General features: G+C 67.9%; 12 protein-coding genes. 6 read left to right on the top strand and 6 right to left on the bottom strand.

The annotated features are described in order from the left end of the window. The first annotated feature begins 102 nt into the window (after positions 1 to 102). From FBZ87_RS08550 to FBZ87_RS08530, 5 genes are all read left to right on the top strand, one after another. Entirely contained in the window at positions 103 to 819 is a 717-nt protein-coding gene (locus FBZ87_RS08550; protein WP_145609932.1) for a carbonic anhydrase, read from the top strand. A 9-nt stretch (positions 820 to 828) separates the two neighbouring features. Further along, entirely contained in the window at positions 829 to 2,361 is a 1,533-nt protein-coding gene (locus FBZ87_RS08545) for a SulP family inorganic anion transporter (RefSeq protein WP_145609931.1), read from the top strand. 37 nt (positions 2,362 to 2,398) lie between these two features. Beyond that, positions 2,399 to 2,779: a hypothetical protein gene (locus tag FBZ87_RS08540; protein ID WP_145609930.1), complete on the top strand. Its 381-nt coding sequence runs from the start codon at positions 2,399 to 2,401 to the stop codon at positions 2,777 to 2,779. A gap of 448 nt (positions 2,780 to 3,227) precedes the next feature. Then, positions 3,228 to 5,156, top strand: coding sequence for a methyl-accepting chemotaxis protein (locus tag FBZ87_RS08535; protein ID WP_281288942.1), 1,929 nt, complete (start codon positions 3,228 to 3,230; stop codon positions 5,154 to 5,156). 110 nt (positions 5,157 to 5,266) lie between these two features. Then, entirely contained in the window at positions 5,267 to 6,325 is a 1,059-nt protein-coding gene (locus FBZ87_RS08530; protein WP_145609928.1) for an HPP family protein, read from the top strand. A gap of 3 nt (positions 6,326 to 6,328) precedes the next feature. Here FBZ87_RS08530 and mltG read toward each other — a convergent pair whose 3' ends face one another. From mltG to FBZ87_RS08500, 6 genes are all read right to left on the bottom strand, one after another. Beyond that, positions 6,329 to 7,366 carry an endolytic transglycosylase MltG gene (mltG, locus tag FBZ87_RS08525; protein ID WP_145609927.1) on the bottom strand — a complete coding sequence of 346 codons (1,038 nt, stop codon included), beginning with the start codon at positions 7,364 to 7,366 and terminating at the stop codon, positions 6,329 to 6,331. Then, a complete protein-coding gene (gene fabF, locus FBZ87_RS08520; protein ID WP_145609926.1) occupies positions 7,363 to 8,634 on the bottom strand; it encodes a beta-ketoacyl-ACP synthase II in 1,272 nt (423 codons plus the stop codon). Before fabF ends, mltG begins: the two co-directional genes overlap by 4 nt. Before the next feature lie 179 nt (positions 8,635 to 8,813). Next, positions 8,814 to 9,050: an acyl carrier protein gene (locus FBZ87_RS08515; RefSeq protein WP_004272228.1), complete on the bottom strand. Its 237-nt coding sequence runs from the start codon at positions 9,048 to 9,050 to the stop codon at positions 8,814 to 8,816. 242 nt (positions 9,051 to 9,292) lie between these two features. Continuing rightward, the gene (fabG, locus tag FBZ87_RS08510; protein ID WP_145609925.1) at positions 9,293 to 10,030 is read right to left on the bottom strand and encodes a 3-oxoacyl-[acyl-carrier-protein] reductase; all 738 of its coding nucleotides are present in this window, start codon (positions 10,028 to 10,030) and stop codon (positions 9,293 to 9,295) included. 38 nt (positions 10,031 to 10,068) lie between these two features. Next, a complete protein-coding gene (gene fabD / locus FBZ87_RS08505; protein ID WP_145609924.1) occupies positions 10,069 to 11,007 on the bottom strand; it encodes an ACP S-malonyltransferase in 939 nt (312 codons plus the stop codon). A gap of 206 nt (positions 11,008 to 11,213) precedes the next feature. Then, positions 11,214 to 12,194 carry a LysR family transcriptional regulator gene (locus FBZ87_RS08500; RefSeq protein ID WP_145610424.1) on the bottom strand — a complete coding sequence of 327 codons (981 nt, stop codon included), beginning with the start codon at positions 12,192 to 12,194 and terminating at the stop codon, positions 11,214 to 11,216. 183 nt (positions 12,195 to 12,377) lie between these two features. On the opposite strand from FBZ87_RS08500, the gene FBZ87_RS08495 reads away from it, so the two are divergent. Further along, positions 12,378 to 13,229 (top strand): DMT family transporter, encoded by an 852-nt coding sequence (locus tag FBZ87_RS08495; protein WP_211106897.1) that lies wholly within the window; start codon positions 12,378 to 12,380, stop codon positions 13,227 to 13,229. The last annotated feature ends 219 nt before the right edge of the window (positions 13,230 to 13,448 follow it).

The raw sequence follows: 13,448 nt of genomic DNA, 5'->3' as shown, positions 1-13,448 counted from the left end.
CCTTAAGTCTTGATGGCCCCCAACGGGGACGGTGGTTCCAGGCGCCCTTCGCCCCCCACCGTCCGGCCAGGGATCATCGACTTGAACGCGAGGGTTTCCATTATGGACAGCATCATCGACGGCGTGTCGCACTTCCGATCTGTTGTCTTCCCCGAACAGCGGTCGCTGTACCGCAAGCTGGCCCACCACGGGCAGCAGCCCAAGGCGCTGGTGATTTCCTGCGCCGACAGCCGCGTTGTGCCGGAGATCATCACCCAGAGCGGCCCGGGCGAGATGTTCGTCTGCCGCAACGCCGGCAACATCGTCCCGCCCTTCAGCCAGGTGAACGGCGGCGTCTCCTCCGCCATCGAATACGCGGTGGTGGGCCTGGGCGTGAACGACATCGTCGTCTGCGGCCATTCCGACTGCGGCGCCATGAAGGCCCTGCTGAAGCCCGAGGCGCTGAAGGACATGCCCAACGTGGCTGCCTGGCTGCGCCACGCCGAAAGCGCCCGCCATGTGCTGCGCGAGGCCTACAGCCTGCTGCCGGAGGCGGAGGCCGCCCGCGTGCTGGCCATGGAGAATGTGGTGGCGCAGCTGAACCACCTGCGCAGCCATCCCTCCGTCGCCGCCAAGCTCGCCGCCGGGCAGCTGAACCTGCACGGCTGGTTCTTCGACCTGGAGAACGGCCACATCCTGGCCCTGGACGGCGAGACGGGGAAGTTTCTGCCCGTGGGCGACAAGAACCAGACCCTTCAGGTGGCCGTGCGCGGCATGCGCCGCGCGGTGGCCGATCCCTGCTGCGCCCAGCACGCCCATCACGTCACCGCGGCCGAGTAAGGGAGCGTGATGATGCAGCGTTTTTTTCCCGCCACGCTGGCGCGGGACCTCCCCGCGTCCATCGTGGTCTTCCTGGTGGCCATGCCGCTGTGCATGGGCATCGCCATCGCCTCCGGCGCGCCGCCTGAAAAGGGGCTGATCACCGGCATCATCGGCGGCATCGTCGTCGGCCTGCTCGCGGGGTCGCCCCTGCAGGTCAGCGGCCCCGCCGCTGGCCTAGCGGTCATCGTCTTCGAACTGATCCGCGATGCCGGCATCGGCGCCTTGGGACCCGTGCTGATCATGGCCGGCCTGATCCAGATGGCGGCCGGCATGCTGAAGCTGGGGCAGTGGTTCCGCGCCATCTCCCCCGCCGTGGTGCACGGCATGCTGGCCGGCATCGGCGTGCTGATCGTGGCGGGCCAGTTGCACGTCATGCTGGACGCCAAGCCACAGGCCGGCGGCCTGGCCAACATCCTGGCCGCGCCCGCTGCGTATTTCGGCCTGTTCCCCTTCAGCGGCGACGCGGCCGAGACGGCGCTGGGCATCGGCCTGCTGACCATCACCACCATGCTGGTGTGGGAATGGGTGCGGCCCCAGCGCCTGCGCCTGGTGCCGGGCGCCCTGGTGGGCGTCGTCGCCGCCACCCTGGCGGCCACACTGCTGAACCTGCCGGTGGCCAAGGTGGCGGTGCCGGAAAGCCTGTGGGCCGCCATCCAGCCGCCGGACGTCGCCAACGGCTTCGGCCTGCTCGAGCCCAAGCTGATCGTCATGGCGGTGGCCATCGCCTTCATCGCCAGCGCCGAAACCCTGCTGTCGGCGGCGGCGGTTGACCGCATGCACGACGGTGTGCGCACCAACTACAACCGCGAACTGACGGCCCAGGGCGTGGGCAACCTGCTCTGCGGCCTGGCCGGCGCCCTGCCCATGACCGGCGTCATCGTGCGCAGTTCCGCCAACGTGCAGGCCGGCGCCGCGGGCCGCACCTCCACCGTCCTGCACGGCGTGTGGATCCTGGGCGCCGTCGCCCTGCTGCCCTGGCTGCTGCAGGCCATCCCCATGTCGGCCCTGGCCGGCGTGCTGGTGGTCACCGGTTATCGCCTGGTCAGCGTGGCCCACGCCCGCCATCTGTTCGAACGCTATGGCGCCCTGCCGGCCGCCATCTGGGCCGCCACCCTGGTCACTGTGGTCGCCACCGACCTTCTGACCGGCGTGCTGGTGGGCCTGGGCCTCAGCCTCATCGAGTTGCTGCCCCAGGTACGCCGCCTGCGCCTGCTGGTCATCACACGCGAGAAGGGGGCGGGCGAGTGGGAGGTGGTGCTGTCCGGTTCTGCCAGCTTGGTGCAGCTTCCCCGCCTGGCCAAGGCGCTGGAAAGCCTGCCCCCCGCCCAGCGCGTCACCCTGCGCCTGCGCTCGCTCTGGTTCATGGACCATACCTGCGCCGAGCTGATCAGCAGCTGGATGGACCGCCGGCGGGGCCAGGGCGAACGGGTGGTCATCGACGACGGCGACGTCGCCCGCCACCAGGAATTCGCCGCCAAGCTGCAGGTCAGCCACGGCTGATCCCTAACCCGACATCATTCATCACAAGGAGGAAAACATGCGCTTTACCAAGACCCTGGCCCTGATCCCCGTGCTGGCCGTCGCCCTGGCCATTCCCCTAGGCGCCGCCCAGGCGTCTGGCACCGCCACGACAGGGACCGCCGCAGCAGGCACCCAAGTGCCCGCCATCACCATCACGGCCGCACAGACCGACGCCGCGCGCCGCGTCTGCCGCGACACGCTGGGCCTGGCCCCGGCCAACGTGGACTTCGCCGCCTGCGTCGACAGCCTGAAGACCCAGGCCGCCGCCGCCCAGCAGCCGGTGCCGGAGGCCCGCGCCTGCGCCGAGATGGGCCACACCCCCGGCGGCACCGACCACCGCCACTGCGTCGCGCACCTGGCATCGGCGGTCAGCCATGCCCAGACGCCGCTGAACTGAGCGGCATCCGCGTCATCCCTTCATCTCAACCTTGAAATCGGGCGGCGTCCTTGACTGCCCGGGTGCGGCTCCCATCCACCCGGTCCCTACCCTAACGTCCGCCCGTGCCCATCCCCCTTTCCCGGGGGATGGGCTTTTTTCTTGGTCCGGAATCACCCTTCTCGACTTGAGCAGTAGTCGTTCCAGGAAATTGTCCAGCAAAGCCATTCAATTACCGGCCATCACCCCAAACCGGGGCGGGCCCGTCATTTAATGTTTCATTTACATGTTTCATGGCTCTCTTGAGCGAAGCAACGCCATCATTTCCGCCGCGACCCGATTCCGGCGAAGCCCCCCGCAGAGGGGGTCGCCTATGGTGTGACCAATTTGGAGGAACCGTCCGATGACCATTTCCGCCGCCGCCCTTCCGCTCCCTGGCGGGACATCCACAGGGGGACCGTTGGTCCGGGTGACCAACACGGATGACCATCTGGGCGGCGTGGACGCCGGGACCTTTCGGTTTGGAGACAGACCGGCGGCGCTGGCCCTGGCCTTCATCTCGCCGCACCTCGATTTCGCGCGCCAGGCGGAGGCGCTACGCCGCCTCGCCGGAACCACGCCGCTGCTGGCCACCTCCACGGCCGGGGAATTGTGCGACGGTACAGGAGAGCCGGGTCCCCTCTATTGCCCGGCCGGTGACCGGTGGTCCACCATCGTCATCCAGGTCTACTCCCCCGACCTGTTCGCCGGCGTCAGCATACATACAGCGCCGCTGTGCAATGACGACATCCGGCAAGGGAAGCCGTCGCGCACCCGGGAGGAGCGGGTGGCTCGCATCGGCGAGGGCCTAGCCGGGATCAGGCCGGCCTTCACCCTGGATTATCGGGATACGCTGGCCCTCACCTTCATCGACGGCCTATCCAACAGCGAGAACTATTTCATGGAAGCGGTGTATGCCAGCCGCCGCTTCCCCTGTCTGTTCGTCGGGGGATCGGCCGGCGGCAAGCTGGATTTCAAGAACACCTATCTCTACGCCGATGGACGGGTTCTTGAGAACCGGGCCGTCATCGCCTTTCTGAAGCTGGCACCGGGCAAGCATTACGGCGTGCTGAAGAGCCAGAACTTCGAACGCACCCCCACCCGCTTCGTCGTGGCAGAGGCGGACCCCGACCGGCGCACCGTCAGCGCGGTGATCGATCCGGCAACCGGCCGGGTGGACCGCTTCGCCGACGTGCTGGCCCGTGTCCTGAAGACTACGCCAGGGCGTGTGATGGACACCCTGGGCCGCCAGACCTTCGGCATCGAAATCGGTGACGAGCTATTCGTGCGTTCCGTCGCCGCGATCGATGCCGACAGCGGCGTCGTCAGCTTCTTCTGTGACGTCAACATGGGCGATGAGCTGCTGTTGTTGCGCCCGACCGACTTCGTCGATCAGACCCGGCGGGACGTGGCCGCCTTCCTGCGCGGCAAGCCGGCGCCCGTGGCCGTGCTGCTGAATGACTGCATCCTGCGCCGTTTGAACAACGACAAGCAACTGGGTGGCCTGACGGGGCTGTGGACCGCGCCAACGGCGGGCTTCTCCACCTTCGGCGAACTGCTAGGCGTCAACATCAACCAGACCCTGAGCGCCCTGGTCTTTTTCGAGCAAGAGGCAGGACAGCCCTTCCACGACGCCATCGTGGATAATTTTCCGATCCACTATGCCAGCTTCGTCAATTACTTCACCTATACGACGCTGAAACGCGCGGAACTGATGAACAGCCTGCGGTCGGGCATCATTCACCGTCTGATCGACCACTTCAACGCCAGCGCCGGCCTGGGTGACGCGTTCGACCAGGTATTGAAGGAGACGCACGAAATCCGGCAGACCATCAACCGCATCCGTGACGTCGTGATGTCCAGCCAAAAGGCTGCGGAAGACAACGCCGACACCAGCACCCTGGCGGCGGAGTTCAGCCGTATGGCCCAGGCCATGACCGGCCTGCGCGACGTGCTGAAGATCATCGACACCATAGCCGGCCAAACCAACCTGCTGGCACTGAACGCCACCATCGAGGCGGCGCGAGCCGGGGAGGCTGGACGCGGCTTCGCCGTCGTGGCGACTGAGGTCAAGAAGCTGGCCACCGATACCAAGACCACCCTGGGCAAGACACAAGCCAACATCGCGGGCATGGAAACCAATCTGGCCACATTGGGCGAGCACATCCAAAAGGCGCGCGACCAGTTCGCCAACGCCCATGATCGCTATCGCGGCGTCTTCGGGCAAATGAACGAGGTGTTCGACAACACCGCGCGCATCGAGCGTACCCTGGAGTCCTTGGGCACGATGGTCGCCAACCAGCAGCGCAACATGGACGAGGTTTCCACCGACATTGCCCTGCTCAACCGTCTGGAATGAGGCACGGCCGGGTAAAGGCGGCATTCACAACAGGACTGGGGCGTGTTACAGACGGCTCATAAGATGAATAATTAACGCATCTTATTCGCGTCTTTCGTTCCGGTCCCTCCATGCATCCCTACCTGCGTTCCTTCCGCCCCGTCCAGCCGGCGCTGCCGGCGTTGGGTCGGGCACGCATCTTCATCGGCGCCCTGCTGGGCATCCTGCTGACCACGCTGGTCAGCCGCTGGTGGCTGGGCGGGAACGCGGCCGGCCTGCCCTATCTAGTCGCTCCCATCGGCGCCTCCAGCGTGCTGGTGTTTGCGGCCCCCGCCACGCCTCTGGCTCAGCCCTGGGCAGTGTTCGGCGGCAACGTGGTGTCGGGCTTGGCGGGGGTGCTGTGCGCCAGACTGATCCCCGACCCGGTGCTGGCCGGCGCCGGCGCCGTGGCCCTAGCCATCCTGGCCATGTCCTGCTTGCGCTGCCTGCACCCGCCCGGCGGCGCCGTGGCATTGACCGCCGTACTGGGCGGCCCGGCCATCCACGCAGCGGGCTTCGGCTTCGTCGCCGCACCCGTGGCCGTGAACACGCTCCTCCTCATCGCCGTGGGGCTGGCCTTCAACAACCTCACCCGCCATCGCTATCCCCACGTGGCGCCGGCCCAGCCGCAGGTCGCCCGCAACAGTGCCGGCTACACCATCGAGGATTTGGACCAAGTGCTGGCCCATTATGGTGAGCAGCTGGACGTGGACCGCGACGACCTGGACGCCGTATTCCGCCAGGTGGAGGCCCGGGCCTACCAGCGCCGGCATGGCGACATCCGCTGCGGCGCCATCCGATCCCATGTGCCGGTGGCGGTGGGGCCGGAGGACACGGTGGCGACGGTACGCGGCCTGATGGCCGACTATCACCTGCGCAGCGTACCGGTGACCGATGAGGGCGGGCGCCTGCTCGGCGTCATCCCGCCCTTGCCGGCCACCGTCCCCGGCCGCCAGGGCATCCGCCACCTGGTACAACCGGCCGTGACGGCCCTGGCCACCACGCCCGTGGTCAACATCCTGCCCGCCATGACCACCGGCGCACACGAAGCCATGGTGGTGGACGAGACCGGCCGTCTGGTGGGCATGGTCACCACCGCCGATCTGCTGTCGGCGCTCTACGGCAACGAGGCCATCGCGCTGGCCGGATAACCCCTACCGCTGCGCCTTTTCCCGCAGGTCGCGCCATTTGTCGACGTTGCGGTTGTGCTCGGCCAGGGATGCGGCGAAGGCGTGGCCACCGCTGCCATTGGCGACGAAATAGAGGTCGTCGCTGGTCATCGGGTTGGCCACGGCGCGCAGGGCCTCACGGCCCGGGTTGGCGATGGGGCCGGGCGGCAGGCCGGTCACGGCATAGGTGTTGTAGGGTGACGCCACCGCCAGGTCGGCGTGAGTCAGCGTCCGGCCCAGGGGCCCGGCGCCATTGGTCAGGATGTAGATGACCGTGGGGTCGGACTGTAGGCGCATGCCCAGCCTTAGGCGGTTGTAGAACACGGCGGCAATGTGCGGCCGCTCAGCCGGCACGCCCGTCTCCTTCTCCACCAGCGAGGCCATGGTGACCATCTCCTCCGGCGACTTCAGGGCGACACCCGCCGCGCGGCCGGTCCAGATCTCATCCACCGCCTTGCGCATCGCGGCCTGCATGCGCTCCACCATCTGTGCGCGACCGTAGTTCAGCCCGAAGAAATAGGTTTCGGGCAGCAGGCTGCCCTCCGCCGGCTTTTCCGTGACGGTGCCGGAAAGGGCGGGTTCCGCCTCGATCAGCGCCACGATCTGGGCGGAGGTCAGGCCCTCGGGTATGGTCAGGCGATGCACCACGGTCTTGCCGCTGCGCAGCAGGGCAACCGTGTCCTTCAGCGAGACATGGGCCGGGAAGGCGTATTCGCCGGGCTTCAGCACCTGACTGCCCACGCCCAGCACGCTGCTGACGCGCACGGCCGCGACGAAGTCGATGTCGCCACGCACGACGCCGGCCTCCGCCAGCGTTTGCCCCATTGCCTGCAAGCCGCCGCGCGAGGACACGACGACGACGCGATCCTGCGTCAGTGGGCCGGGATCGACATAGCGGTGATAGCCGACCCAGGCCAGCGCGGCCGACACCAGAACGACCAGGGCCGCCGCCTGAAACAGACGGCGGCCCAGGGAAGATGCAGGCCGGGACTTGGGTCCCGGGGCCGGAACCTTGTCGGTCACGAGCCGGTGTATTCCTTGACGATCAGCGAGGCGTTGGTGCCGCCGAACCCGAAGGAGTTCGACAGGGCGGCGCGCACGCGGCGCTTCTTGGACTTATGCGGCACCAGATCGACACCAGCGCACTCGTCGGACGGGTTGTCCAGGTTCAGCGTGGGCGGCACTTGCTGGTCGCGGATGGCGAGCACGGAGAAAATCGCCTCAATGGCGCCAGCCGCCCCCAGCAGGTGGCCGGTGGCCGACTTGGTGGAGGACATGGAGGCGCCGCTGAGGTCGTCGCCAAACAGGCGCTTCACGGCGCCCAGCTCGATCAGGTCGCCCAGGGGGGTGGACGTACCGTGGGCGTTGACGTAGTCGATGTCCGCCGGGGTCATGCCGGCGCGCTTCAGCGCCATGGCCATGGAGCGGTAGCCGCCGTTGCCGTCATCCGCCGGGGCGGTGATGTGGTGCGCGTCGCCCGACAGGCCGTAGCCCACGACCTCGGCGTAAATCTTGGCGCCACGGGCCTTGGCGTGCTCCAGCTCCTCCAGGACGACGACGCCGGCGCCTTCGCCCATGACGAAGCCGTCACGGTCCTTGTCGTAGGGGCGCGAGGCCCTCTCCGGCGTCTCGTTGAAGCCGGTGGACAGCGCGCGGGCGGCGGCGAAGCCGGCCACGCCCAGGCGGTTGATCGCGGCCTCGGCGCCGCCGGCGACCATCACGTCGCAGTCATCCCACATGATCAGGCGGGCGGCGTCGCCAATGGCGTGCGCACCGGTGGAGCAGGCGGTGACGGCCGAATGGTTCGGGCCCTTGAAGCCATGGATGATCGACACGTGGCCGGAGACCAGGTTGATCAGGGCCGACGGGATGAAGAAGGGGGAGATGCGGCGCGGGCCCTTTTCGGCCAGCAGCAGCGATGTTTCGTAAATGGAGGACAGGCCGCCGATGCCGGAGCCGATCATGACGCCGGTGCGCTCACGATCCTCTTCGGTCTGCGGCTCCCAACCGCTGTCCTTCACCGCCTCGGCCGCCGCGGCGACGCCGTAGATGATGAAGTCGTCCATCTTCTTCTGGTCCTTGGTCGGGACCGTCAGATCGGGGTTGAAGGTGCCGTTGGTGCCGTCGCCCCGGGGAACCATGCCGCCGATCTTGGCCGGCAGGTCGGACACGTCGAAGGTGTCGATGGCGCGGATACCCGACTTGCCGTCGAGCAGCTGTTTCCACGAGTGCTCAACGCCCGTTCCCAGAGGGGTAACCAACCCGAGACCGGTGATGACGACGCGACGCATGGGTCAGACCTGTACCTAGTTCCAGAAGAAAGTTGGGCCTGGAATCGGACTCGAGGAGAATCCCGAATATCCGGTGTTCGCCTAGGCCCCACAAAAACCAGCAAGGGCTTTTCCGGTTCCAGACGCCACGCCAGCGCGGTATCGGCGGCGCGGCGTCTGAAGCCCGGGAAAGTAGGGGGTCAGCCCTGCTTGCTGGAAATGAAGTCGATGGCGTCCTTCACGGTCAGGATCTTCTCCGCCGCATCGTCCGGGATCTCGATCCCGAACTCTTCCTCGAAGGCCATGACGAGTTCAACGGTGTCGAGGCTGTCGGCACCCAGATCGTCGATGAAGCTGGCGGTGTCGGTGACCTTGCCCTCTTCCACACCCAGGTGCTCGACGACGATCTTCTTCACCCGTTCGGCGATGTCGCTCATTTCCTATACCTTCCCGAATTTCAAAGTTGGGGTTGTTTGACTGACTTGTTCTGATCGGCGTGGGCACGTCCGGCAGGACGAATTCGAGCGCCCATCCTTTGGAAAAGTGCCGTCAGATACCACAGCTAGGCGCATCTTGCCTAGCGCCCGCAGGCACTGGGACACCTTGTTAAGGCTGGGCCCCGCCGATACTTAGGGGCATCCCGCGAAAGGACAAGCCCCCAAGCCCCACGGGAACCCGATCAGATCATGGCCATGCCGCCGTTGACGTGCAGCGTCTGGCCGGTGACGTAGCCGGCCTCGGTGGAGGCCAGGTAGAGCACGGCGGACGCGATCTCGTCCGGCGTGCCCAGGCGACCGGCCGGCACGCCGGCGGTCAGCTTTTCCTTCTGCGCGTCGGGCAGCACATCGGTCATCGCGGTGGCGATGAAGCCGGGCGCCACGCAGTTGGCGGTGATGTTGCGCGAGGCGACCTCGGCGGCCAGGGCCTTGGTCATGCCGATCATGCCGGCCTTGCTGGCCGCATAGTTGACCTGGCCGGGGTTGCCGGTGACACCGACGATGGAGGTGATGCCGATGATGCGGCCCCAGCGGCGCTTCATCATGCCCTTCACCAGCGCGCGCGACAGGCGGAAGGCTGCGGTCAGGTTCACGTCGATGACCGACGCCCAGTCCTCATCCTTCATGCGCAGGATCAGGCCGTCGCGGGTCAGGCCGGCGTTGTTCACCAGGATGTCCACATGGCCCAGCTTGGCCTCCGCGTCCTTGGCCAGGGCCTCAACGGCCTCCGGATCGGACAGATTGGCGGGCACGACCACAGCGCGATCGCCCAGCTCGGCGGCCAGGGCCTCCAGGGCCTCGACCTTGGTGCCGGACAGGGCGACGGTGGCGCCGGCCTGGTGCAGGGTGCGGGCGATGGCGGCGCCGATGCCGCCCGAGGCGCCGGTGACGAGCGCGGTCTTGCCGGTCAAATCGAACATGGGATGGTCCCTATCGTTCTCTCAGGAGGGGTTCAGGCTCAGGCCTTGAGGAAGGATTCGATGTCGGCGGGCAGGCCCAGCGACACGGCCGTCATGTCCTTGTCAATGCGCTTGGCCATGCCGGCCAGCACCTTGCCGGCGCCCAGCTCCACCAGTTGCTCCACGCCCTGTTCCTTCATGAACAGCACGCTCTCGCGCCAGCGGACGGAACCGGTGACCTGTTCCACCAGCAGGCGGCGGATCTCGGCGGGGTCGGTGACGGTGCTGGCGATGACGTTGGCCACCAGCGGCACGCGCGGCGCCTGGATGGCGGTGCCGGCCAGGGCCTCGGCCATGGCGTCGGCCGCCGGCTGCATCAGCGGGCAATGGAAGGGGGCGGACACCGGCAGCAGCACGGCGCGCTTGAACCCGCGCTCGGCCGCGATGGCGATGGCGCGCTCCACGGCCGTCTTGTGGCCGCTGATGACCACCTGGCCGGGGGCGTTGTCGTTGGCGGCGGTGCAGACCTCACCCTGCGCGGCATCCTGGGCGATCGCGCGGGCGGCCTCGAAATCGGCGCCGATGATGGCGGCCATGGCGCCCACGCCCACCGGCACGGCGCGCTGCATGCTCTGCCCGCGCAGCTTCAGCAGGCGGGCGGTGTCGGCCAGGGTCAGGGCCCCGGCGGCGCATAGGGCGGAGTATTCACCCAGCGAGTGGCCGGCGACGAAGCGGGCGGCCTTGGCCAGGTCCAGCCCGCCGTCCTTTTCCAGCACCCGGGCCACGGCCACGGACACAGCCATCAAGGCCGGCTGGGCGTTTTCGGTCAGGGTCAGCTCGTCCAGCGGGCCCTCGAACATCAGGGCGGACAGCTTCTGCTTCAGCGCCTCGTCCACCTCGCCGAACACGTCGCGGGCGGTGGCGAAGGCGTCGGCCAAGTCCCGGCCCATACCCACGGCCTGGCTGCCCTGGCCGGGAAACACGAAAGCGCGAATCATGTGCGAATACCCTGGAAGCTCAATTCCGGTGCGATGCCCTGTGCCCCATACACGGGCCACGGTGGGAAACCCCGCCGCAGCCTGATGCCGGCACCGCAAGTCGCGCCATGCATACCGCCTGCAATCAATCTGTCAATCATCATTGCAGGAGGTTGCCCCGGGTTTACGTGGGCTGCGCCTGGGGTTTTGGCCTATCCGGACAGCATTCAGGCCGCCGTCCAGGGTATGAAAGGCCTGCCATGCCCCTCCGGTGTCCCGGGATTGAGGAACGTCTCCAACGCCTCCGCCGACACCTCGGCCTCCGCCGCGATACGGCGCGCCAATTCCGCGGCGGCGTTGCGCATGCGTCCCGGCGGGCGGTCCAGCCAATAGCTGGTGGGGTTCAGTGCCGTGCGCGGGTCCACCGGCACCACCCGGCCGCTGCGCAGCTTGGACCGCACCAGCGGCGGCCGGGCCAAAGCGATGCCCAACCCGCAGACGCAGGCGTCCAGCACCAGGTTGTAGTCCTCGAACCGCCGGTCCTGCGGGCGCGGCTTGTAATCCAGCCCATGGGCGGCGAACCACGTGCGCCAGCCCGACGCGTCGGAGTCGTGGATCAAGGGGAATGCCAGCAGGCGTTCGGGATCCCCTTCGCCGATCTGGGCCGCCAAGCCCGGGGCCGCCAGGGGATAGCACCATTCCTCGAACAGCTTCAGCGAAACACGGGCCGGCATGGCGCCCCAGCCACAGCGGATGGCCAGGTCCATGCCCTCATCCGCCAAATCCAGCGCGCGGTGGTCCACCGACAGCAAGATTCGGAGTGCGCCGCCGGGGTCCGCCTCCCTACCCTCCAGGTCTGCGAGCCGGGGCATGAGCCACAGCCCGCAGATCGAGGGCAGCGAGGTCAGCCGCACCACCGCCGTGCCGCGCGGTTCAGTCCAACGGTTGGAGGTATCGGCGATGAGGGCGAAGGCCTCACTGGTGCGTTGGAACAGACGCTGGCCGTCCGGCGTCACCACCACGCCGCGCGCCTGGCGGTGGAACAGGCGCAGGCCCAGCCACTGCTCCAGCTTCGCAATCTGCCGGCTGACGGCGCCATGGGTAACGTTCAGGGACTCCGCCGCGGCGGAGAAACTGCCCGTGCGGGCCGCGGCCTCGAACGCGCGCAGCGCGTCCAAGGGCGGCAAGGGGTGGGAGCTGTGATCCATGCTCACAGTTGGCTGCCGATTCCATCGATTGTCAATCAGCTGCGCCCGGGGCGTACTGATGTCGTACCACCTTCCTCTCCCGGATTCGCGCCCATGTCCACCACCCCGCTCGCCCCAACCTGTGACTCCGCCGCAACCGTCGGCCTTGCGCCCTCCAAGGGAAACCGGCTGGACGGGGGCACCTTGGCCATCGTTGTGGTCACCATCGTCATCTGGGCCTCGGCCTTCGCCGCCATCCGCGCCGGCCTCAAGGCCTTCGGTCCGCTGGAACTGGGGGCGGCGCGGTTCTCCATCGCGGCGGTGCCGGCGGCCCTGTACCTGCTCATCAGCCGGCCTTCCCTGCCGCGCCTGGGCGAGGTGTGGCGCTTCGCCACCGGCGGCCTGCTGTTCGTGGCGCTGTACACGGCGCTGCTGAACATGGGGGAGCGCACGGTGTCCTCCGGTGCGGCCGCCTTCATCATCAACATCAACCCCATCATCACCGCCGTCTTCGCCTCCTTCCTGCTGGGGGAGCGATTCGGCCGCTGGGGGTGGATCGGCACCGCCGTGTCCTTCAGCGGCATCGGCCTGATTGCCCTCAATGAGGCGGTGGGCAGCGGCACCGGACTGCAGCTGGGCTGGGGCGCCCTGCTGGTGCTGGGGGCCGCCCTGTGCAACTCCATCACCACCGTGGTGCAGAAGCCGCTGTTCGCCCGGCACAAGCCGCTGACCGTGTCGGCCAGCAACATGGTGATCGGCGCCCTGGCCCTGTCGCCCTGGCTGCCCGGCGCCTACGCCCAGGCCCAGACCGCTCCCCTGCCCGGCCTGATGGCAGCCCTGTACCTGGGCGTCATGCCCAGCCTGATCGCCTACGCCACCTGGACCATTGTGCTGTCGCGCATGCCCGCCGCCCGGGCCAGCAACTTCCTCTACTGCGCGCCGCCCCTGGCCATGCTGCTGGGCTATGTCTGGCTGGGCGAGGTGCCGACCGTGATGGGCATCATCGGCGGCCTGATGGCCCTGGGCGGCGTCGCCATCGTGAACCTGAAACGCTGAGGCAGCGCGCCAGGCCGCCGGCCCTGAGGTTGGCCATGGCTATGGCCTGTTGGGATATGCCCCTTTCCCGTGCAAGGGATCGTCTTACTTCACCCCCTGGGCCGTGCGGTGGCGCGGCTTGAACGCAGGGGAAGGGGCGGTGCCTGACAGTTTCATCAGCGGCGGCGGCGCGGCCGGCCTGTCCATGGCCGACTGGATGGACGCCGAGACTCCCGAGGG

It is taken from the genome of Nitrospirillum amazonense, assembly GCF_007828035.1.
Classification (GTDB): domain Bacteria; phylum Pseudomonadota; class Alphaproteobacteria; order Azospirillales; family Azospirillaceae; genus Nitrospirillum; species Nitrospirillum amazonense.
The sequence above is the reverse complement of the archived record's forward strand: the minus strand, read 5'-3'. Positions and strand labels throughout refer to the sequence as shown.